The sequence below is a fragment of the Shewanella sp. LC6 genome, from assembly GCF_006385735.2.
Lineage (GTDB): Bacteria > Pseudomonadota > Gammaproteobacteria > Enterobacterales > Shewanellaceae > Shewanella > Shewanella xiamenensis.
This window is the reverse complement of the sequence record NZ_CP043902.1, coordinates 1501767-1522676: the sequence shown is the minus strand read 5'-3', so window position 1 is coordinate 1522676 and position 20910 is coordinate 1501767. Positions and strand designations below refer to the sequence as shown.

Below are 20910 nucleotides of genomic sequence, written 5' to 3'. Positions count from 1 at the left end.
TAAAGCATGGCACTAAACTTTAAACGTATAGATGAAACAGATGCTGAATTATTATTGAAATGGCGTACAACGCCAGAGATAACAAAGCATATGTTCACAGATCTAGTCGAACCATCGATCGAGAAACAACGAACTTGGATAAGGTCTTTAAAAGATCGCAAAGACTACCGAGGTTACATGATTCAAGATGACGGTTCATCAATAGGTTTTTTATGCTTCAGTGACATTGATTATTTCCATCGACGTTGTAGTACAGGTTCGTATATCTATGAACGGCATGCGAGACTAAAATATGGTGTGACAATGCATACTTATATTTGTAATTATGTTTTTCACCAGTTAAATTTTAACAAGATTGTCAACCATGTTTTAGATGCTAATGACAAAGTGGTCAAGTTGCAAAAGTTGCATAAAACTAGACTTGTAGGCCAACTAAAGCAGCATATTTTTAAAAATGGCCAGTTTTTAGACGTTTACATTTTCGAACAACTTAGAGAAGATTGGATCAATCAAAAACAACATTTCACATTAGATAAAATATCAAAATCATTTAATGACTGGAACTCTGCATGAAAAATCTAAAGAATTTAATAATAGAAGAGACTCGTAAAATTATCACGGAAAAGGGTGTTGACTGCCCAACAATAACCCTCAATAGCGAGTTTCTAAATGACTTACCTATGGATTCATTAGATCTAGCAACTTTGATAGTTTCATTAGAAATTTCAACTGGTTTAGATCCATTTAGAGACGGTTTTAAAACCTTCCATACTGTTGATGAGCTGATTAGTCTTTACACAGAGGCGAATTCTTAATGTTTGAACAAAATGGTAAATTCAATCTAATTGAAAACAATGTTACCTATACTTTAGATAAGATTGTTGAGTTACCATATAATAAAGATTTAACCTCTATAGTAGTTAATTGCTCCTCTGATAATGAAAAACTCGTATCAAAAATGCTTCACGCCCTTTATGTTGGACAGCATCTTGATATACCTGTAATTTTTAACAGAACTAATCAACAGATTAACTTCCATAATATCCCAAAAAATTTTTCTGTCGGATTATTTACTTCAGGTACAACAGGTACACCAAAGCTAATATTCCATCTATTGAGTGATCTATTACCAAGAACTAACCAATCAAAAAATAACTCTAGGTGGCTTTTGTGCTATCACCCAATGAGCTTTGCTGGTCTACAGGTTATATTACAAGCTGTTATTTCAAATAATGTGCTTGTCGTTGATGTAGATGCAAACGTGACTAAAAAAGCTCAACTTGCATGCCAATATAATATTGATGCTATCAGCGCAACTCCATCACTAATACGAAGTTTGTTGCTGTCATGGACGAAACAACTTCCACCACTTAAAATTATCACTTTAGGTGGTGAAATTGCGACTCAAGCAATTCTAGATACCCTAAAAAATACATTCCCAGATGCTAAATTAAGGCATATCTATGCAACAACTGAAGCAGGTGTAGTTTTCACAGTCAAAGATGGAATTGCAGGATTTCCATTAGAGTGGAGAAACTCACATTTAAATGGATGGGAATTAACTTTTGATGAGTCATTAGTTTTACATAAAAAAGATATCACAATTAAAACAGGCGATACAGTAAAAATAATTGGCAATCGTGTATATTTTATTGGCAGAGAAGACAACATTGTCAATATCGGCGGTGTCAAAGTTAATCTAGAAGATATTGAACAAAAAATCCTTTCAATAGATGAAGTTATCGACGCAAGAGTCTATGCCAAGAGTAACCCTATCACAAATGCGATTGTTTGTGCCGAAATTGCCACACATGATGAATCTAAAGTGAGAGCAGCATTAGCCACTCTAAATAATAATTTAGACAATGCAGAAAAGCCTCGAATTGTAACCTTCGTAACAAATATCTCTTTGACTGAAGCAGGAAAGAAATTAAGGAAAGTATAATGAAGCATGTTATTGTGACAGGCGGAAGTAAAGGACTTGGATTAGCGATAGTTAAGTATCTTCTTTCCGAAAACTATACAGTTTCAACTTGTAGCCGACAAAAAAACTCCGCAATTGATGAATTACTTTCCCAACATTCAACTTTTCAATGGTTTCAAGTCGAAATAGGTAACGCAGAACAAACTGCTGAATTTGTTAGAGAAGCATGCGCCTGGGCTAATGAAGCCAAACTTTGGGGTGTTATTAATAATGCAGGTATAGCAAAGGAAGGAATTTTAGCGACATTTCCTAATATAGAAACTGATTCTTTATTACAAGTAAATTTACATGGCGCTATTTATTTAGCTCGCGAGGCCCTGCGTATATTTTTAAGACAAAATAGTGCTGGAAGAATTATAAACATTAGTTCAATTATAGGAAGCCGTGGTTATACTGGTCTAGCCGCATACTCTGCATCAAAAGCAGGATTAGATGGTTTAACAAGGGCACTGGCTAGAGAAAATGGACGACGAAATATAACTGTTAATTCTATTGCCCCTGGATATTTAGATACCGAAATGTCATCTACTCTAAGTGATAAAAAACGCGAGCAAATTATTCGTCGAACACCAATGCACAGGCTTGGTCATGTGGATGACATAACACCTCTAGTCGGCTTCTTACTATCCGATGGTGCATCCTTTATTACTGGCCAGACTATTACTATTGATGGCGGAATTACAAATTAGGACACCAGCATGTATAGAATAAAGTGTCAACTATGTGGAAAATCAGAATGGACTGATTTTTCAGAAATCACATTTGGTCTCTGGCATCAAGTTTTTCACACTTTAGAGCGCCAATATAACAACTATCCTCTATCAAGATGTAATGATTGTGGACATGTTCAAGTTAGTATTGAATATACTCAATCTCTGTTAGACCAACTTTATTTTCATTCCGCGCAAGAAGCAGTCATGTGGGATGAGGAACATATAATGTCGAATGTTCCCTATATGGACATGCTTAATTTTTCTTCCCCACTTATCTCACCTAATGTTATCGTAGACTTTGGCTGCGGAGACGGGAAGTTGTTAAAAATAGCAAGAGAAATATATCCCACTAGCACTTTAATTGGTATCGATTTTAATAAACGATGTGATAATCCGACATTCCGCAGCTAATTTAGGAATAAACTACCTCATAGAATCTACCGAGTAATTTGAGTAGTTGTGTTTGGTGATCTTGAAGTCCAGTGATGAACCTTTGGCCGTTAATCTCTAGCGTATCTATGCCTTCGAATTGCAAGAAGACCCAACGTGCCGTCGGTCTGGAGGTCGTCTTGTTCTTTACCATACTTGGGAAGAACGCTTCGGTTTGTGCGAGTTGTTCTCTGATTTTGTGTTCTAAACTAGCGTAAACAAGCAAGCTCAACGTCATTATCATTAGCAACGCTTCAATGCGCTCAGGCTTTTTCAAGAAGATGGAAGAGGTTAAAAACTCAGGGCTTTTTAGAAAACGGAAGCCGCGCTCGACTTTTTGTTGCGATTTGTAATGTGCTAGAAGAGCCGCCATGGTGAGTGCTTCATTGTCGGTGTCATTCGTCGCGAGGATAAACATGCCTACTTTGAGCTTAGCCAGTTTTACTTTTTCTAGGTCGGTGAAGGGGGCGGCTTCGATAAAGTATTGGTATCCTGTCGGTGCTTCATCTGTCTTTGGGCGGCCCGAATGAGAGTAAGTCGGCTGTTTGATGAGAGTGCCTTGTTCAAACCCAAGTAAGTCACATTGTTTCTTGAAATCGTTAAACGCTAATTCTGCGTCAACTTCACAAGCGAATGGTTTTTTACTTAGCTTTTCCAACGCTTTGATTTCTTTTGCTATGTTTTTCTCTAAGTTCTTGAAGAAAGTGATTTCTTCCCGCTTGGTGGCCTGTTCACTGTGAACGAGCAACCAACGTTGATTGACCTTTCCGTAATCCGAGTCTATCCAACATCCTGAGTAGCCATGACCGATAGTGCTTAATTGCTCTGGCTCTAGCGCAAGTAGTGCTTGTTTTGCGAGCTTGATGGTCATGGGGACACGGGTAATGAATTTTTGATTTTGCTCATCTAGCGAGGAGATGCTTTCTTCGGTGTACAAAGCGGCATCAGCGATAAAGTAACGACTATTTTGCGCGGCTTTTAGGCAATGTATGTGTCTTTTAGTGACTTCAGCGAATGCCTTGGCATCATTGGTGTTACCACTCAGTGCTTGCATGTAAACAGGAATACCTGCTTGGTTTTCACAGATGAGTTCAAGCACGACTTGGTTAAGCTCTGGCCTATGATCCCGACTATAACCTCTTACAAGCTTAATCACGTTGGTGTTTTCATCTTGTGCATACTCACCATCAACGTGGAAGCTAGTGATATCAAGATGAACAGAATCGGTCGTCAAGCCCAGTTTATCAACAACACGCTCAGCAATAACCTGATAGAGCGCTGAGACATCGGCTTCGTATAGAGCATCTAATGTGCGGCCTAGTACATCATCAGTCAGGTGGTGTGCTTCAATGTCTTTGGCGAGTAGCTTAGATACAGGCTTGGTCTTAAAAAAGTCCGAGAACATGTGCAGTGTTCTGCTATGAAAGCCAAGTCCATTTAGGAGCATGGCCAATACCGCGTCACCATGAGAAACATTGTGGTCAGAATATTTTGGGATAACGGCATCTATCATCCGTGGCAGGCCAATTTCGTGACAAAAGGCGGCAATGAGACCAAGGTGATCTAAGCGTTTAATAACAGGATGGGTAGACATATTTTGAGACCGTCAAATAGCAGTAATAGAGCAAAACTGTCGATCGCGGTCAAGATGGTGTCGTAGTTTTTATGAAAAGCTGATCGCCAGATCACACTATTTAAATTCTGGAATTAGCTGCGGAATGACGGATAATAAATCGTTCGAATACATTTAATTCAATTTAAATAAATTAACTAATATTAATAATTCATATTGGGCTGAAACTATTGATTTTGCTATAGCATCACATGTTCTATAACATGTATTAGATCCTATTTCATTTCTAACAGAAATAGGAAATAGGAAATAGGAAATAGGAAATAGGAAATAGACTTAAAAATAAGGAACTTTTTAAGCTCCTGATTTCTCATTATAACACCCTGACCTTAAATAGAAATGAGTAACTTAGTCAATCTTCAGCATATTCATTATTTTACTATAGATTTATTAACGATACCGGCAATAACATCAGGTTAAAAATCGATTAGACAGCAACTATTCAATAATTACATAAATCCACAAGCTTCATTAATAATGAATAGCTATAAAAATACTTTTTTGAAAATAACCTAAACGCTTTTTTGTAAAAAAACACTAATATCAGTATATAATTCACTATCAAATCTTGCAGAACGTTTAAATAACTCAGACATTAATATTATGAAAATGGTTTATTCTGAATCGTGAATTAAAACCTTTATACCTTATTGAATAAAAGTCAAACTTAGAATACCATTTTCATATAAAAAGATAAGCTATTCTTAGTTATGCATTATAGACTACTGTTATTAGATTGAAAAAAAACCTTATAGACTATATAATAAATTATTACTTACACATCATTAATTAAATATGAGAGGTGTGACTAAATGTAAAATTTTTCTAAGAATTTCTTTAACAAGGAGTGATACATGGCATCATCGAGCAATTATGTTAAATGTGGCATTTGCCAAAATAGTCAATGGAATATTTTGGCAGCATTAAAATCTGGGGTTTGGAACACTGAAAGCATTGAAATTAGCCGTATTAATATTGATTTTAATATTGGAAAGTGCATCAATTGCAATCACGTTCAAATTACGAATCACTATACAAATGATATTTTCAAGATATTATACTTCTCTAATAATATTGAACCAGATATGTGGTGTGACTTCACTTTAGAATGCTCTCCTTATTTACAGATGTATGAGTTTATTAATGAGCATCTGAGAGAGGGATTGCACATTGCTGATTTTGGCGCTGGTTCAGGAACAACACTAAAGCCTGAAGGATCCCCTCATAAATCAGCCATAGCATAGCCATATTTGAGCAACTGATTGGCGAATAATACCCAGGCCGCCAGCAATTCTTTCTCCGTGATTTGATAATCAGGCCGCCTGAGTACCTCCAATCCCAAGCGAATCGTTGAGAGTACCGTTCGATGCCCAATGGTATTGGCCTGAAAATGCTTATCCCAGCCCTGTTGCTGTGCGTGTAAACCAACTAGCCACAACAGGCATTGAACCATCAACGCTATCAGTAGGATGATGTCGAATCGCTCTGGACTGTTGGTACGACTTTGGCGTAAGCCAAAGCCGTATGCCGGGCTTTTGAGGTCACGAAAGGTTTCCTCTATTTGCATACGTTTGGCGTACAGGTTTACCAGCTGCTTTGGGCTCCGAGATTCTGGTGGTAAATTGCTGGCTAACACCCAAGGCTCTTTCGCCGATGTTGAGTACGTTTTTGCCGATGGATGGTGGCAATTAGTCCTCGTTGAACGCTGATTTGTACGCCCCTTAGGTTTGCTACGATAAAGCGTGAGATGGCAATTGATAGGGTTAGTTTTGGTCAAGGTCTTACAACCCAGGCTCTTCGCTTGACCGTTGGCCAAGTCATGTGTACTGCGAACTGCACGCCAATTTTCAGCGCCAATATCTGCAAATTGAACTGTACCGCGAATACGGCTTAGCCAAAACCAACCATGCGCCTCAACCTCTTTGTACCAAGGCACTTTGAACCCCGCGTCAGTCACGATGAGAGGGGTAACATGCAAAGGTAAAATCTTGGCTAAGTCCGCTAAAAAACCGTTGTGGGAGGCCTTAGAGCATTGTTCTGATAGGGGATAGGACTTCTCATACAGGGTAATAGAGCGGCCATTGAAGGCTATTGAGGCGCGCAGAGCCATGATGCGTTTATGCTCTCGGATGTCTGACCAATCGACGAGCACAATCGGCATAGGGTTACCAGAACAGATGAGGCTGGCATGCCATTGGTAGACAGCTAACCGTTCTTGATGCAGATGCGTGTTGCCGAGCAAACGATCAATGCGCTTGATGTTGTGCTTGGTTCGGGCCGTGGTTGGTAAATTTCGACCTAACTCAGTCAAGGTCAGTGTCTTACATTCAATCAGTGCCTTAGAGGCCAGCATCAAGCTGTTTAATCGTTTTAGGTGAAGTTCTGGGCAGTATTGGTGTAAAGAATGTTGTAGGATATTGGCTTCGCGCATCTTGTTGTCCAAGTGTAGTTTTTGGAGAAACCATTTGATCATGCAACAAGATGCGCTTCCACCCTAATTTGATGATTTATTTGTAAATCATCAGGGGATTCTTCAGCACTAAAGCTGATAAATGAAAAAGTTAATAGTTCTGTTTTAACTAGCATCGACTTTCATAATCATACTCAATCAGAATCGATTACCCATATTACAGCTGACCTAAATAATCTATGTGAGATCTCATCTTTTTTTACAAGTAATCCAATCAACATTGCAATAAGTACTCATGTATTAGAACACATTGTTAATCCTATTGAATATTTAAGCAACATTGCTAATTACCTGGATGACGAAGGTTTAATTTTCATTGAGGTTCCTAATTGCAGCCCCAAAATTAATGTAAAAAATATAGCCGCTACAAATATCGTTCATGGCCAACACATTCACTACTATACATTAGCTTCTTTAGATATGATAGCACATCTTGCCGGATTAAAGATAATAAAGTCGAATCAATTAATTACTGGAAATATCCCAAGACTACAAGTACTTCTAAAAAAATGTACGAGAAAGCATTATAGCAGAAAAGTGATTACCCCTTGTTCAGATATTCTGGTCATTGATAGATTCACACAGTACACTAAACATCTAACTAATCTATATAACTTGATTATAAGTAGCTTAAAAAATAATAAAGTTGTACATCTCTGGGGAGTGGGAGGAGACTTTTACAATCTTGTATCGAGCCATAGAGATTTAAATCAATATATAGAATCTAAAAGCATATTACTTTATGATTACAATCTTGCTAATCATCAGTTCTTAGGACAAAAGATTTTATCCAGTACAGTTTTTGAAGAGAATACTTTTGAGGTGATTTTAACCCCTACCTATGACCCAACAAAGGAAAGAATGAAAAAAGTTGCTCGCGATTGGTCATCAACAATAATAGATCCTTATGAATTATAAAAAATTAGCTTTTAATTAGGTAAGATATTTTTTTAACTATATATTCTAGCTCATCCTTATTAAGTTTGGAATAAAGAGGGAGTGTTAAACATGATTTATAATATAATTCTGCATTTGGATAATCCCCTTCTTTAAAACCTTTTTGAAGGTAAAAAGGTTGTAAATGGATTGGATAATAATGAACATGTGCAGTGACTCCTGCCTGACGCATTTCATCAAAAATCATCTTACGTTTTTCACAATCGTTCAGCATTATAATAAACAGATGATAAGCGCTGTACACATCATTGGAGGGAACAACAAATTTAAGGTCTAGATTGTCTAATAAGTTCATATAGTCAGATGCAAGTTTATTTCTTGCTTGAACAAACTCATCAATACGAGACATTTGACTTAAACCCAGTGCCGCTTGCAGTTCTGTCATTCTATAATTGAACCCTAGGCTATGCTGTTCATAATACCAGTCCCCTTCATCAGGTCTTAACATTTTATCGGGGGCTTTAGTGATACCGTGGCTGCGGTAAAGGGCCATTTTCTCAGCTAATTTTGAGCTGTTTGTCATGGCCATACCGCCTTCGGCGCTGGTGATAATTTTGACGGGGTGAAAGCTAAAAACGGTAATATCAGAGTATTGGCAGCTACCCAAAGGGTATCCATGATAGCTCCCACCAATCCCATGCGAGGCATCTTCAATGATGTGAAAGTTATATTGTTCAGCAAGAGTTGCTATCGCTGCCATATCACAACTATGACCACATAAATGTACAGGGATAACAACCTTAGGGAGCTTTCCTATCCGAGCCGCTTGTTCTAATTTAATTACCAATGCATTTGGACAGAGATTACCCGTTAGAGGATCCACATCGACAAAATCAATCTCAGCGCCACAGTAAAGTGCACAGTTTGCCGAGGCGACAAAGGAAATTGGAGAAGTCCATACTAAATCATTTGACCCAACCCCAAGAGCGAGACATGCAATATGTAAGGCGGAAGTCGCACTATTTACCGCTATGCCATAGCGAGCTGAACAATAGGAAGCAACTGCAGACTCAAATGCAGGTACTTTAGGCCCTTGAGTTAAATAATCGGACAATAGAACATCAACTACTGCATCGATATCTGACTGATTAATATCTTGTTTACCGTATGGGATCATGCTTGAGAATCCAAATTCAGTATTTCACTAATACTTAAAAAGTGTGGATTATTTCCCGAATGATATTCAAAGCCCTGCTTTACAGGTTTTCCTATCTCACCTAAGAGATTTTTCGAATAGTCATTCTCACGACCAAAGAACATAATACTGGGAGTAATTACAAAATGATCATCAAATTCAATCGTATGATGGGAATCATCCCCTGGACACATAACCTCATGCATTTTTTCCCCAGGACGAATACCTACAATTTGCGGCTCCAAACTTGGCCCATAGGCTGCGGCAAGATCAGTGATGCGTATGGAAGGAATTTTGGGTACGAAAATTTCTCCGCCCTGCATACGGGAGAAGTTTTTTAAAACGAAATCAACACCATCCTGAAGAGTAATCCAAAAACGTGTCATATCGGGATGGGTAATGGGCAAGGAAGTCGCGCCATTAGCTATCAGTTGTTTAAAGAAAGGTACGACTGAGCCACGTGACCCCACAACATTACCATAACGTACTGCTGAAAAACGAGTTTGGCCGTCTCCAACAACGTTATTAGCAGCGACAAACAGCTTATCGGAGGCCAACTTAGTCGCACCATATAGGTTAATAGGACTCGCGGCTTTGTCTGTTGAGAGGGCGATGACCTTCTTAACATTATTACTGATGGCAGCCCGGATCACATTTTCGGCTCCATGGATATTGGTTTTTATGCATTCCATCGGGTTGTATTCGGCAGCGGGAACCTGTTTAAGTGCGGCGGCATGGATCACAAAATCCACATCTTTAAAGGCTTGCTTTAGGCGATCACCATCGCGCACATCACCGATAAAATAACGCATACATGGCGCGTTAAACACTTGCTGCATCTCATACTGCTTTAATTCATCTCGAGAAAAAATGATCAACCGCTTCGGTTTATACCGTTCGAGAATGGTTTTGGTGTATTTTTGCCCAAATGACCCCGTGCCACCCGTAATCAAAATTGTTTTATTATCAAACATAGAGTTCCCCACTCAAGATTGTTAGCTTCAATTAACTACTTGCGACACTTATGATTAAATACTTCAATACAGTAACTATACAAGATTCTTGCCAACTCTGTGCATGATCAAATGTTGACGTTCATGGTGCGACCTACAAACATATCTTAGGCAACTATATATAATATATGTAGTTTTTCATAGTTCTATTGGGATTAAGATAACATTTGTTCGCTTTTCATACCCTCCTCGCGTTACGTATACTGTGTCAATTAACCGTTGGTATAGGAGTTGCTTGCAAGAATCGCAATGACATAGTCTTATATAGCTATAACCACTACCTTCAATTGCTATCAGGGTAAGAATTTCATGCAATTACAATCTAACATTCTTAAAAATTTTGCTATTAGTCGCTTTAATGAGTACTACTTACCCAGTATCAATCGCAATACATTCGAGGTAATCGATTCAAAAACCTTCTATAATAGGAAATTTAAAACACTGTTCAGCCAACAAGATAAGTTGAACATAATCATTGGTATGGATTCAGGTCTGTTGGCTAACTATATACTTGAGCTAACTGAAGGTATACCTGATGGCAGTAAATTTGTAATTATTGAATTATCTACTATTTTACCTTTATTACTTATAGATATACCTAGTGAGCTACGAAGCAAACTCGTTATCATAGATGAATCTGGTTTAGATGAACTATTTAAACAAGATGATATAAAACTCTTCATAGCAAAAGGTGAATACAGGTTAATCGCTTCATCTTCTGTATCCTCTTGCCATCTTGATGATTACAACACATTACTAAATACTGTTGAATCTAGATTGCAGAATGAATATTTTGACAACAGCATTAACTTTACACAAAAAATATTTGTAAGAACTCAGCTAGAGAATATTGCCGACAATCATACCCAAGCAAAAGAGCTTAGAAATAAGTGTAAAGGAATGGTTTGTATAGTTATCGCAGGTGGTCCGTCACTTGATGACACTATACATTGGATAAAGGAAAATCAAGATAATTTATATGTAATTGCTGTATCGCGGATTGCAGGAAAGCTGGCAAAGTTTGGTATCAATATTGATATTATTGTCTGTGTAGATCCTCAAGATGTTAGCTTTGATGTGAGTAGAGGTATGTTTGAGTTAAGCGATGAAACCCTACTTGTACATTCATATCACGTCAATCCCAAAATATTATCTCAATGGCAAGGTGAATGCTTCTATATGGGGCAACGCTTTCCATGGAATATTGAGAATGACTTCGACAATATACCGACTGTGGGACCAACAGTCACCAATAGTGCTATTCGTTTAGCTATAGAGATGGGGTTCAGGCAGGTCTTGTTAAGTGGTGTGGATTTTTGTTACTCCAAGTCTGGATATAGCCACGCAAGAGGTACAGTAGAAGCAAGTTTAGGGCCGAGTTTAGGGCACGATACATTATGGGTAAATACTTACGCAGGTTATCAAGCAGAGACCTTAATTCAACTTAAACAAGCAATGGAATCACTTGAAAATGAAGCTAAAACATACCCTTATGTTGATTTAATCAATTTGTCATCACATGCTGCATGTATTGAAGGAATTACTCATCAATCTACGGAAAAAATAACACTTAATCCATTAGTAAAAAGCAAACTACTATCCGATAGTCGCCTGATCACAACAAAAGAAAATGATCTTAATGAAGTTTATTCTGAATGTAAAAATATAAAAAATGAACTTATCAAGTTGCAACACTTAATCACTGATGCAAAAAAACTCACATCGAAACTTAACTTAGACGCAAAAAAAACATCTAACACTCTTGATAAAGTAGATAAAATCGAGTTTAAAATAAACAAAAAATATAAAAAACTATCTCAATTAATCAAGTTTTATGGTTACTTTGAGTTCTCTAAATTTTTAACAACTAGAGAAGTAGAAAGCTGGACACAACCGCAAATAAACCAAATGACGGAAAGGTATTATGAGGCATTTTCATCTAGCTGTGATCAAGTTTTTAAACTAGTAGAAAGTGCTTGTAACAAACTGCAAGATAGAATAAACGAACTGGGAACTACTCCATTTAATACATTAGCAGAGCAATGGAAAAGAGATAATCAACCAGGAAGGTGCTTTATATGGAAAAAGATGCACCCTGCCTATTCATTCTCAGCAGATGAACAATTACTTTGGACGGAACTAAATAATCTATACCAGCTTAGCTTAACTCAAGTTAGGCAAGCCTATGTTGATACTCTCCATTCTGGCTCTGCTATGGAGCATGTCTACACAAAAATTTTACGGTTAAATAAATCTCAAAGTCATCAGGGCTTAGCATTACTTGCGCATAATCTTGCTCCACTAATAGAAAAGGATCCTGAAGCTAAGCGACTATATCATCTTGCATTATCCTTTCAGCTCAGCCTAGAGCAACAACATCAGCAAGCCTTAGATGCACTATTAGCATTACCCGAAGATCTCTATACAGAAATGGAGTTAAAACACATTATTCTGCTTGCGCTAAAATTGAGCAAACTTGAGCTGGCCGAGTCAACCCTTGTCAAAATTTTGGCCTATAGCGACGAGTATATGCCACAGTATGCGCATATCCTTAAGCTACGCGGAAAAATCCAAGAGTCAGTCAACGTCTATCTAGACTACTTAGAAAAATATCCTTCAGATACGCAGACTTGGATAAAACTTGGTTTATTTATGGTTGAACTCAATCAAGCTGAGGGTGCACATACTGCGTTTTCACATGCCTTAAATGCGGATCCTGACAATCAGGTAGCACAACATTATGTGGCAGAACTCACCCGAATCATGACTGAAGCACAATAACCTAGTTGCCAAGTGGTGATATCTCCACTTGGCGATTTTATTATTCATGCTTAGCATCTTATAATGAGCCTGTTTCAATCTTGCCATTTCCTAGGAGATATTGCTTGGCTCATACCTACATACCTTTAGACACCTATCGCCGTAAGTGGATTTTTAACCACAAAGACTTACCTGTGAGCGATGAGGACAAGACTGTCATTCTGCCGCTAACGGATAAAAGCGCCATGCTGGTGTGGAATCAGTGGATTAGCAATAAAAGTAGCCGCGCCGAACAGTTTACTAAAGGGGATTGGGCCGCCAAAGCCAACGCATGGGTCAAAACAGATCATTGGCAGAGTGCGTGGGACAGTGAAGATAACTGTCTACCCGAGTTGTTGGCAGAGTTTATTCAGTGGCCAGAGGATACTCAGGTCTATTTTTGCTACGAAAAATATCAAGTGATTGAGACTCGTTGGGATGTGTTTGTCCGCAATTGGAAGTGCTTTTTGTTCTTTGATGATGGTCCAATTCTGATCTCTCCAAAACAAAAACAAGCAGTCATGTTTGAACAGAACGGCCAATATAAATTAGGCGTTCGTGGCTGACCCTGTCAGCTAATAAACTAAACAGGTCGAATATTGCTTCACACATATCGCTTTTTTAATGCGCTCGACAAGGGAAAGTCGCCTTGTTTTGCCTAAGTCACCAGCGATAGCTTGCACAGATAAGGCTATCGCTCCTCTTTGGTTTCGATTAGTATCGCTTCGCAATCTACAGATAAATCCCCGTTTGAGTAATCAAGATTATTGATACGCTCAACGGCCATAACTAAAAAATATGAGGTGTATGATGAAGTTACTCTCAACTCTGACGCTTACCACTGCTTTACTTTTCCCACTACTGACTCACGCTAAAGAGGTTTCCGGAGTCCAAGTCGCCGACAGTATCACGCTCGATGCTCAGACACTGCAATTAAATGGCGCAGGGGTACGTAGCAAATTTTTTATGGATTTGTATGTGGGGAGTCTGTACGTGCCTACCCCCAGCAACACCACCGCCGAAGTGATCAATGCCCCAGTTGCGGCGATTCGTCTTAATATCACCTCAGGAATGATCACCTCAGAGAAAATGCGTGATGCGATAACCGAAGGTTTTGAGCACGCAACCGCCGATAATACGACCGACATTCAGCCACAAATTGACGCCTTTATGGCGCTATTTAAGGATGAAATCAAAGAAGGCGACCAATTCACCTTGATCGCCAACAAGAGCCGTGGTGTTACCGCCTATAAAAACGGTCAAGAACAAGCCACGATTGAAGGGGAAATGTTCCGCCAAGCCTTACTCAAAATTTGGCTAGGGGAAAAACCTGCCCAGAAGAGCCTCAAAGAGGCCATGCTGGGCCAGTAATTAAAATCGGAACTCGAGATCCAAGGCGGCAGCGCCTTGGTTATCAATGTCGAGCGCCGTTTGATCGGTGACTTCTAATTCGCCATTGAAGTAGTAACCCGCGTAAAGATTCAGCGCAATGGCCGGCGTAGCTTGCCAACCAGCACGCAAATAACTCACCCACTCGTTAGTCTCTACTACGGTATCTTTATCGGCGACTAAAAATCGCTCGGTGCGACGTGAATGACCAAAGCCAACATTCCATGCCGGGCTCATTTGATAACTCAGCTCCAAACCCGCAGGGCCACTAAATCCCGCTTGGGATGGGTTCGCTAACCGCCAACGATCATTAATCTGCCAACTCACCGCCAGATAAGGCATAGTGCGTACTTCATCAATATCGTTTAAATACGCAACGCCAAAACCGAGCATATTGCCCGACTCGAAGGCATACATGGCCGACGCAACCACACCATAACTCTGCGCATGGCTCGCCGATGCGGTATCGGCATAGGCATATTGAAGTTGTGGCGACAACATAAAGGACCAATGCTTATCCATCCGATAGCTAAGGGATAGGCCCGCGCGATAACGGTCGATATTTTCCCAGGTTTCACCCGCATCACTAAACAGGCCAGCGGCGTTATTCGCCCCCGTTAAACGGATATTGCGCCAATCGTAATCAAGCCTATCGTAACCGACACGCATTCCAATAGACCACTGTTTATCTAGGGGAATATTGACGCTGGCGTTGAGTAATAAACTGTCCCGCTGCAACTCGGTATCGCCATTGGCAACCGAGGCTCTCTGGGTACTAATCTGCGATACGCTCAACTTAAAGGGTTTATATTGCTTAGGTGCTTCTGCCGCTGATGCACAAAAGCTTAAAAGCGGTATTAAACTCACTCCCATGCAAACTAGGCTATGTTTTATGCTAACTCGAGAATCAAGTGATTTAGTCACGCCTGCTCCTTGCGTTACTGTTAAGTCATTTGTTGCGGATAATACGCTCGATTTCAAACAAAAGTAAACTCTTTTCGAAGAAGATACAAACTGATACCAACCGCTTAATGTTGTTACACTCGGTAGGCTTTTAGGAACATCTCGGCACAACCCCGAATATACTGCTCACGTTCCCCCAATAAACTCTCGGTTTCTAGCCCCAACTCTAACCTGAGCTTCAATTCACCAAACAGCATTAAACATAAACGAACCGCACAGTGATGCGGTTGTGGAAATCGATACAATCCAAGCGCCTCAACCGCCACTAAATATTTTGTCAGCATCGTAAGCATATGCTGTGGGCCCGCCTCAAAAAATAAGCGTGAGACTTCAGGGTGGCTTTCCGATTGCGCCACACAGGCTTTAAAGACGGTAATAGCCTCAGGGCTGACAATCATTTCACCAAATTGCAACGCAAATTCGGTGATAGTAGCTTCGGGTTGGCTTGGATCACTCAGCAAGTCGTCATGTAAATTGTGACCCACGCATTTTGACTCAATCGCTGCCACAAACAGGTCATCTTTACTGCCATAGTGAGAATAAACGGTTTGCTTAGAAACACCCGCCAATTTAGCGACTTCATCCATACTGGTATGGGGAAATCCCTGGCGGCAAAACAAGTCAATGGCCGCCACTAGCACTTGCTGTTTCTTTTGTTCACTGCGGCTCATCGGGATCTCGGTGGACTGAGTCATATCTTCACTCAAGGTAGCAACATAATTAATTCGTATTAGTTAAGCATAAAATAGACTAGACAGTCCAGTTCTGCACAACTAGACTAGCAAGTCTAGTTACATAAAATTAACCTTAAGCTTACAACGGAAGGATTCAAATGGATCAAGCGGCCCGATGTTTTTGGCGTGTATTTTGCGTTTGCGTGATTGCCGTCACCACCTTAACGGCCTGTCAAAAGGAAGTGACAGAGCATGCCAATACTGCGCAATTACAAACCGTGACGACGGCGCCGCTGCGCTTGTCGACTAGCTATCAGAGTGAGCAAGTATTCACTGGCACAATCCGTGCGGGCAATACCACGGGCGTCGGATTTGAATTATCGGGTAAGCTCAGTGAGTTAACTGTCGATAGCGGCGCTAAGGTGACTCAGGGGCAAGTATTGGCCAAACTGGATACCCGCTTGCTTGAAGCCGAGCGCCAAGAAATCCAAGCAAGCTTAGCGCAAACCCAAGCCGATGTTGACCTTGCCACCAGCACTCTCAAACGGAATCTAGAACTGAAGAAGTCCGGTTATGTCTCTGAACAATTGCTCGATGAAACTCGAACCCAACTCACCAGCCTAGAGGCGGCTAAACAACGCCTGCTGGCCTCGCAGCATGCCAATCAACTCAAACTCGACAAATCACACTTACTCGCCCCCTTTGATGGCATCATCAGTCTGCGCCAACATAATTTAGGGGAAGTCGTTGCCGCGGGTAACCCCGTCTTTACCTTAGTTGGTAGCATCAATACCGAGGCCTATATCGGTGTCCCGGTTGCCATTGCTAACCAATTCACTACCGGACAAGAAGTAAAGGTTAGTGTCCAGAATCAACTATTTATGGCTAAAGTCGCTGGGATCAGTGCCGAGGTCAACCCCATTAGCCGCACGGTACAACTGCGGATTAGCCTACCAGCACAGGCCAAGGTGATAAATGGAGAAATAGCCTATTTACATCAACAACAAACCGTTGAACAAGCAGGCTACTGGGTGCCAATTTCAGCACTGATTGACGGTATTCGAGGACGCTGGAATATCTATGTTACGGCGCAACAAACAGCTGATAACGCTTCAACTCAAATAGAACGTCGCGATGTCGATATCCTCTACACCACGCAGGATATGGCTTATATCCAAGGCGCGATTAAAGCCGACGAACAATATGTGACTCAAGGTTTGCATAAATTAGTCGTTGGCCAAGCCGTTTCCACAACAATCGCAACGACGAGGTAATCATGATTAAAGCCTTCGTCGAAAATGGTCGCTTAGTCAGCCTAGTGATCGCCCTACTGCTGGTCGCGGGATTTGGCGCGATGTCCAGTTTACCGCGCACCGAAGATCCACATATCACCAACCGCTTTGCCTCTGTCATCACTCCTTATCCCGGCGCATCCGCCGAGCGGGTCGAGGCACTTGTCACCGAAGTATTAGAAAATCAATTACGTCACCTTGAGGAAATAAAGCTGATTCAATCCACCTCAAGACCCGGTATCTCGGTGATCCAGTTAGAGCTCAAAGACACAGTGACAGATACTGCGCCTGTGTGGTCAAGGGCAAGAGATCTGCTGGCCGATGCCAGAAACACCCTCCCCGATGACATACAGACACCGACCTTAGACGATCAAGTCGGCTACGCCTACACCGCGATTTTAAGCCTAGTGTGGAACGATAACAGTCAACCACGGGTGGATATGCTCAACCGCTATGCCAAGGAATTACAAAGCAGGCTCAGACTCTTATCCGGCACCGATTTCGTTAAACTCTACGGCGCACCCGAGGAAGAAATCATAGTCCAGCTCGATGGCTATAAGATGAGCCAGTTGCAATTAACGCCGGGTACCATAGCGAAAATCTTAAGCAGCGCCGACAGTAAAATTGCCGCTGGTGAGATCAATAACAATCACTTTCGCGCCCTTGTCGAAGTCTCGGGTGAGCTCGATTCGCAGAGCCGTATTCGCCAAGTACCACTTAAAGTCGATAACGATGGGCAAATCATTCGTCTGGGCGATATTGCGACTATCAGCCGCCAAGCTAAAAAACCAGCAGATAGCATCGCTCTCGTTGACGGTGAGCAAAGCGTGTTTGTCGCAGCGCGCATGTTGAATAACACCCGTGTTGATATCTGGCAAGGACAAGTCAAGCAACTGGTCGATGAGCTCAACAACGAGCTTCCCGCAAATATCAAAGTGCAATGGTTATTTGAGCAAAACAGTTACACCAGTGACCGGCTTGGCGGACTCGTTATCAACCTAATACAAGGGTTTGTGATTATTCTCACAGTCTTACTGCTGACCTTGGGCTTAAGAAACGCGATTATCGTTGCCCTATCACTTCCCTTAACCGCCCTGTTTACCTTAGCCTGCATGAAGTATATCGGCCTACCCATTCATCAAATGTCGGTCACAGGTCTAGTCGTCGCCCTTGGGATCATGGTGGACAATGCCATTGTAATTGTTGATGCCATTTCCCAGCGCCGCCAACAGGGTATGAGTCGCTTAAACGCTGTGACTGAGACCTTACATCACCTGTGGTTGCCTTTGGCGGGCTCAACGATTACCACTATTCTAGCCTTTGCGCCGATCGTATTAATGCCAGGCGCAGCCGGAGAATTTGTGAGTGGCATCGCTATATCGGTAATGTTTGCACTCTTTGGCTCCTATGTAATATCCCATACTTTGATCGCTGGTCTTGCGGGACGCTTTAGCCTCGAAGGTAAACATCCTGTCTGGTATCAGCATGGTATCAATGTGCCTTTAGTAAGCGGTTACTTTCAAGCAAGCCTAAGATTTGCGCTCAATCGCCCACTACTGAGCGCTACGCTTATCGGGATAATACCGCTGTTAGGTTTTTACGCTTCAGGCAAGATGACTGAGCAGTTTTTCCCGCCATCGGATCGGGATATGTTCCAAATTGAGCTGTATCTCGCCCCCCATGTCAGCCTCGAAAACACCTTAAACCAAGTGCTATTGATGGATAAGCAGTTGCATCAAATCGAGGGTATCAGCCAAGTCGATTGGGTTGTGGGTGGCAATACCCCTTCGTTTTATTACAACTTAACTCAGCGCCAACAGGGGGCCACTAACTATGCCCAAGCTATGGTGAAAGCCAGCGACTTTGAGCGCGCCAACGCCCTTATCCCAGAGTTGCAGCAAAGCTTGGATAAAGACTTTCCAGAAGCGCAGGTGCTGGTGCGTAAACTGGAGCAAGGCCCGCCCTTTAATGCCCCGGTCGAGTTGATGATTTTTGGCCCTAATCTGGAAACCTTACGCTCACTCGGCGATGAAGTGCGCAATATCTTAGCCGCCACGCCCGATGTGCTTCATACCCGCGCGACGTTGAGCGCCGGCGCTCCTAAGGTGTGGTTACAAGTGAATGAAGATGCGAGCTTAATCAGCGGATTAAGCCTTACGGATATTGCTAGACAAGTCCAAATGTCTACAACTGGAGTGATTGGCGGCAGCGTGTTAGAACAAACCGAGTCACTTCCTATACGCGTGCGTCTAGGTGAGAGTAGCCGCGAGCAGGCGAGCCGTATTGCGGAAATCCAGCTCATGACCCCTTCGGGCACTGCCGTTCCGTTATCTGCACTGTCCCACAACGAGGTGCAAGTCAGTCGCGGGGCGATCCCTAGGCGTAATGGTCAACGCGTCAACACGATCGAAGCCTATATCGTCAGCGGGGTATTACCTGCCCAAGTTTTAAATGATGTAAAAGATAAAGTGGCCGCAATCAAACTACCGGCAGGTTATCGGATTGAAATTGGCGGCGAAAGCGCTAAACGCAATGAAGCGGTAGGTAATCTACTGTCTAATATCATTTTAGTGGTTACCTTATTGCTGGCCACAGTTGTCTTGTCCTTTAACTCCTTTAGGCTAACAGCGATTATTTTACTGAGCGCATTACAGTCGGCGGGGCTTGGGCTACTTGCGGTCTATGTTTTTGGTTATCCCTTTGGCTTCCCTGTGATCATCGCGCTACTCGGCCTAATGGGGCTTGCGATCAACGCGGCGATTGTGATTTTGGCTGAGCTGGAAGATACACCAAATGGCAGAGCGGGAGATAAAGCTGTAATTATCAATATTGTCAGCGGCTGTGTTCGGCATGTCAGCTCAACCACAATCACGACGGTGGGGGGATTTATTCCGCTGATTATTGCAGGTGGCGGATTTTGGCCGCCCTTTGCCATCGCTATCGCGGGAGGCACCTTGCTAACAACCTTACTATCACTCGTTTGGGTGCCAACCATGTATCTACTACTAATGAAAAACCGCAATAGGTTAGATACATCGCCGTTGTCGCCTCAAATAGCATCATGAACCAGATATTGATACAACTTATCTTTAAGGTGAAGCCGTTCTAATTTTAAGGCCACAAAGTGCTCATCATTGGTGGGCACTTTGGTTAACTCTAGAGCGCGAATTTTATGGTCTAACTCATGGTAACGCTGCGCCATGGTCGCGAAAATTGCATTGTTTTTTTTAAGATGATGAATATGGTCAGCAAAATCTGGAAACTCATAAATTAACGCATGATTTTCACCCAACATAATGTCACTCCTTGTCGTCTTGTATTGGTTCGATTGCGATAAGCCATGGGAAGTATCCATTTACCCCAAAACTTATCACTCTAGACCGCATTCCCTATCGCAAAGTGCTATATTCCTATCCGCTAAAATAAAGCAAGGTTATCGTGGTAGGAATTGGCAATATG

At 41.5% G+C, this 20910-nt stretch carries 19 protein-coding genes; 12 read left to right on the top strand and 7 right to left on the bottom strand.

Features of this window, described 5'->3' with window-relative positions:
- Positions 1 to 6: 6 nt before the first annotated feature.
- Genes pseH through FJD32_RS06800 form a run of 5 tightly spaced genes read left to right on the top strand, consistent with a single transcriptional unit; the run spans position 7 to position 3108 of the window.
- Positions 7 to 573, top strand: a complete 567-nt coding sequence (pseH, locus tag FJD32_RS06820; protein WP_023267091.1) for a UDP-4-amino-4,6-dideoxy-N-acetyl-beta-L-altrosamine N-acetyltransferase — start codon at positions 7 to 9, stop codon at positions 571 to 573.
- A complete protein-coding gene (locus FJD32_RS06815) occupies positions 570 to 815 on the top strand; it encodes a hypothetical protein (protein WP_069453250.1) in 246 nt (81 codons plus the stop codon). The genes pseH and FJD32_RS06815 overlap by 4 nt, the downstream gene beginning before the upstream one ends.
- Positions 815 to 1945, top strand: coding sequence for a class I adenylate-forming enzyme family protein (locus FJD32_RS06810; RefSeq protein ID WP_069453251.1), 1131 nt, complete (start codon positions 815 to 817; stop codon positions 1943 to 1945). Before FJD32_RS06815 ends, FJD32_RS06810 begins: the two co-directional genes overlap by 1 nt.
- Positions 1945 to 2673, top strand: coding sequence for an SDR family oxidoreductase (locus tag FJD32_RS06805; protein WP_069453252.1), 729 nt, complete (start codon positions 1945 to 1947; stop codon positions 2671 to 2673). Before FJD32_RS06810 ends, FJD32_RS06805 begins: the two co-directional genes overlap by 1 nt.
- A gap of 9 nt (positions 2674 to 2682) precedes the next feature.
- Positions 2683 to 3108 carry a class I SAM-dependent methyltransferase gene (locus FJD32_RS06800; RefSeq protein ID WP_140907820.1) on the top strand — a complete coding sequence of 142 codons (426 nt, stop codon included), beginning with the start codon at positions 2683 to 2685 and terminating at the stop codon, positions 3106 to 3108.
- Between the two features lies 1 nt (position 3109).
- Here FJD32_RS06800 and FJD32_RS06795 read toward each other — a convergent pair whose 3' ends face one another.
- Entirely contained in the window at positions 3110 to 4720 is a 1611-nt protein-coding gene (locus tag FJD32_RS06795; RefSeq protein WP_011787758.1) for an IS1634-like element ISSpu7 family transposase, read from the bottom strand.
- Positions 4721 to 5613: 893 nt separating this feature from the next.
- Here FJD32_RS06795 and FJD32_RS06790 point away from each other — a divergent pair.
- Complete coding sequence (locus FJD32_RS06790) at positions 5614 to 6003, top strand: hypothetical protein (RefSeq protein ID WP_140906950.1); 390 nt, start codon at positions 5614 to 5616, stop codon at positions 6001 to 6003.
- Here FJD32_RS06790 and FJD32_RS06785 read toward each other — a convergent pair.
- Complete coding sequence (locus FJD32_RS06785) at positions 5982 to 7190, bottom strand: IS4-like element IS10A family transposase (protein ID WP_001206290.1); 1209 nt, start codon at positions 7188 to 7190, stop codon at positions 5982 to 5984. The genes FJD32_RS06790 and FJD32_RS06785 overlap by 22 nt on opposite strands.
- 78 nt (positions 7191 to 7268) lie before the next feature.
- On the opposite strand from FJD32_RS06785, the gene FJD32_RS25040 reads away from it, so the two are divergent.
- A complete protein-coding gene (locus tag FJD32_RS25040) occupies positions 7269 to 8147 on the top strand; it encodes a class I SAM-dependent methyltransferase (protein WP_140907347.1) in 879 nt (292 codons plus the stop codon).
- 4 nt (positions 8148 to 8151) lie between these two features.
- Here FJD32_RS25040 and pseC read toward each other — a convergent pair whose 3' ends face one another.
- A complete protein-coding gene (gene pseC / locus FJD32_RS06775) occupies positions 8152 to 9303 on the bottom strand; it encodes a UDP-4-amino-4,6-dideoxy-N-acetyl-beta-L-altrosamine transaminase (RefSeq protein WP_069453256.1) in 1152 nt (383 codons plus the stop codon).
- The gene (pseB, locus tag FJD32_RS06770; RefSeq protein WP_069453257.1) at positions 9300 to 10295 is read right to left on the bottom strand and encodes a UDP-N-acetylglucosamine 4,6-dehydratase (inverting); all 996 of its coding nucleotides are present in this window, start codon (positions 10293 to 10295) and stop codon (positions 9300 to 9302) included. Before pseB ends, pseC begins: the two co-directional genes overlap by 4 nt.
- 348 nt (positions 10296 to 10643) lie before the next feature.
- On the opposite strand from pseB, the gene FJD32_RS06765 reads away from it, so the two are divergent.
- The 3 genes from FJD32_RS06765 to FJD32_RS06755 all read left to right on the top strand — a co-directional run bounded on the left by FJD32_RS06765 (position 10644) and on the right by FJD32_RS06755 (position 14504).
- A complete protein-coding gene (locus tag FJD32_RS06765; protein WP_140907346.1) occupies positions 10644 to 13115 on the top strand; it encodes a 6-hydroxymethylpterin diphosphokinase MptE-like protein in 2472 nt (823 codons plus the stop codon).
- Positions 13116 to 13219: 104 nt separating this feature from the next.
- Positions 13220 to 13699, top strand: coding sequence for a DUF2947 domain-containing protein (locus FJD32_RS06760; RefSeq protein WP_140907345.1), 480 nt, complete (start codon positions 13220 to 13222; stop codon positions 13697 to 13699).
- A 244-nt stretch (positions 13700 to 13943) separates the two neighbouring features.
- Positions 13944 to 14504, top strand: coding sequence for a chalcone isomerase family protein (locus tag FJD32_RS06755; RefSeq protein WP_099456787.1), 561 nt, complete (start codon positions 13944 to 13946; stop codon positions 14502 to 14504).
- Here FJD32_RS06755 and FJD32_RS06750 read toward each other — a convergent pair whose 3' ends face one another.
- Both FJD32_RS06750 and FJD32_RS06745 read right to left on the bottom strand, forming a co-directional pair.
- Complete coding sequence (locus FJD32_RS06750) at positions 14505 to 15395, bottom strand: DUF6268 family outer membrane beta-barrel protein (protein ID WP_055648070.1); 891 nt, start codon at positions 15393 to 15395, stop codon at positions 14505 to 14507.
- Between the two features lie 164 nt (positions 15396 to 15559).
- Positions 15560 to 16180 (bottom strand): TetR/AcrR family transcriptional regulator, encoded by a 621-nt coding sequence (locus tag FJD32_RS06745; protein WP_140907344.1) that lies wholly within the window; start codon positions 16178 to 16180, stop codon positions 15560 to 15562.
- A gap of 137 nt (positions 16181 to 16317) precedes the next feature.
- Between FJD32_RS06745 and FJD32_RS06740 the strand changes: the two genes are divergently transcribed.
- Both FJD32_RS06740 and FJD32_RS06735 read left to right on the top strand, forming a co-directional pair.
- Positions 16318 to 17433 (top strand): efflux RND transporter periplasmic adaptor subunit, encoded by a 1116-nt coding sequence (locus FJD32_RS06740; RefSeq protein WP_099456790.1) that lies wholly within the window; start codon positions 16318 to 16320, stop codon positions 17431 to 17433.
- A 2-nt stretch (positions 17434 to 17435) separates the two neighbouring features.
- Positions 17436 to 20516, top strand: a complete 3081-nt coding sequence (locus FJD32_RS06735) for an efflux RND transporter permease subunit (protein ID WP_140907343.1) — start codon at positions 17436 to 17438, stop codon at positions 20514 to 20516.
- On the opposite strand, the gene FJD32_RS06730 is transcribed toward FJD32_RS06735, so the two are convergent.
- Complete coding sequence (locus FJD32_RS06730; RefSeq protein WP_047534029.1) at positions 20501 to 20746, bottom strand: DUF465 domain-containing protein; 246 nt, start codon at positions 20744 to 20746, stop codon at positions 20501 to 20503. The genes FJD32_RS06735 and FJD32_RS06730 overlap by 16 nt on opposite strands.
- Positions 20747 to 20910: the final 164 nt, after the last annotated feature.

Bases quoted from the DNA above. Each gene is read 5' to 3' on its own strand.
- pseH (WP_023267091.1), top strand. From the start codon at position 7: ATGGCACTAAACTTTAAACGTATAGATGAAACAGATGCTGAATTATTA.
- FJD32_RS06815 (WP_069453250.1), top strand. From the start codon at position 570: ATGAAAAATCTAAAGAATTTAATAATAGAAGAGACTCGTAAAATTATC.
- FJD32_RS06810 (WP_069453251.1), top strand. From the start codon at position 815: ATGTTTGAACAAAATGGTAAATTCAATCTAATTGAAAACAATGTTACC.
- FJD32_RS06805 (WP_069453252.1), top strand. From the start codon at position 1,945: ATGAAGCATGTTATTGTGACAGGCGGAAGTAAAGGACTTGGATTAGCG.
- FJD32_RS06800 (WP_140907820.1), top strand. From the start codon at position 2,683: ATGTATAGAATAAAGTGTCAACTATGTGGAAAATCAGAATGGACTGAT.
- FJD32_RS06795 (WP_011787758.1), bottom strand. From the start codon at position 4,720: ATGTCTACCCATCCTGTTATTAAACGCTTAGATCACCTTGGTCTCATT.
- FJD32_RS06790 (WP_140906950.1), top strand. From the start codon at position 5,614: ATGGCATCATCGAGCAATTATGTTAAATGTGGCATTTGCCAAAATAGT.
- FJD32_RS06785 (WP_001206290.1), bottom strand. From the start codon at position 7,190: ATGCGCGAAGCCAATATCCTACAACATTCTTTACACCAATACTGCCCA.
- pseC (WP_069453256.1), bottom strand. From the start codon at position 9,303: ATGATCCCATACGGTAAACAAGATATTAATCAGTCAGATATCGATGCA.
- pseB (WP_069453257.1), bottom strand. From the start codon at position 10,295: ATGTTTGATAATAAAACAATTTTGATTACGGGTGGCACGGGGTCATTT.
- FJD32_RS06765 (WP_140907346.1), top strand. From the start codon at position 10,644: ATGCAATTACAATCTAACATTCTTAAAAATTTTGCTATTAGTCGCTTT.
- FJD32_RS06755 (WP_099456787.1), top strand. From the start codon at position 13,944: ATGAAGTTACTCTCAACTCTGACGCTTACCACTGCTTTACTTTTCCCA.
- FJD32_RS06750 (WP_055648070.1), bottom strand. From the start codon at position 15,395: ATGGGAGTGAGTTTAATACCGCTTTTAAGCTTTTGTGCATCAGCGGCA.
- FJD32_RS06745 (WP_140907344.1), bottom strand. From the start codon at position 16,180: ATGACTCAGTCCACCGAGATCCCGATGAGCCGCAGTGAACAAAAGAAA.
- FJD32_RS06740 (WP_099456790.1), top strand. From the start codon at position 16,318: ATGGATCAAGCGGCCCGATGTTTTTGGCGTGTATTTTGCGTTTGCGTG.
- FJD32_RS06735 (WP_140907343.1), top strand. From the start codon at position 17,436: ATGATTAAAGCCTTCGTCGAAAATGGTCGCTTAGTCAGCCTAGTGATC.
- FJD32_RS06730 (WP_047534029.1), bottom strand. From the start codon at position 20,746: ATGTTGGGTGAAAATCATGCGTTAATTTATGAGTTTCCAGATTTTGCT.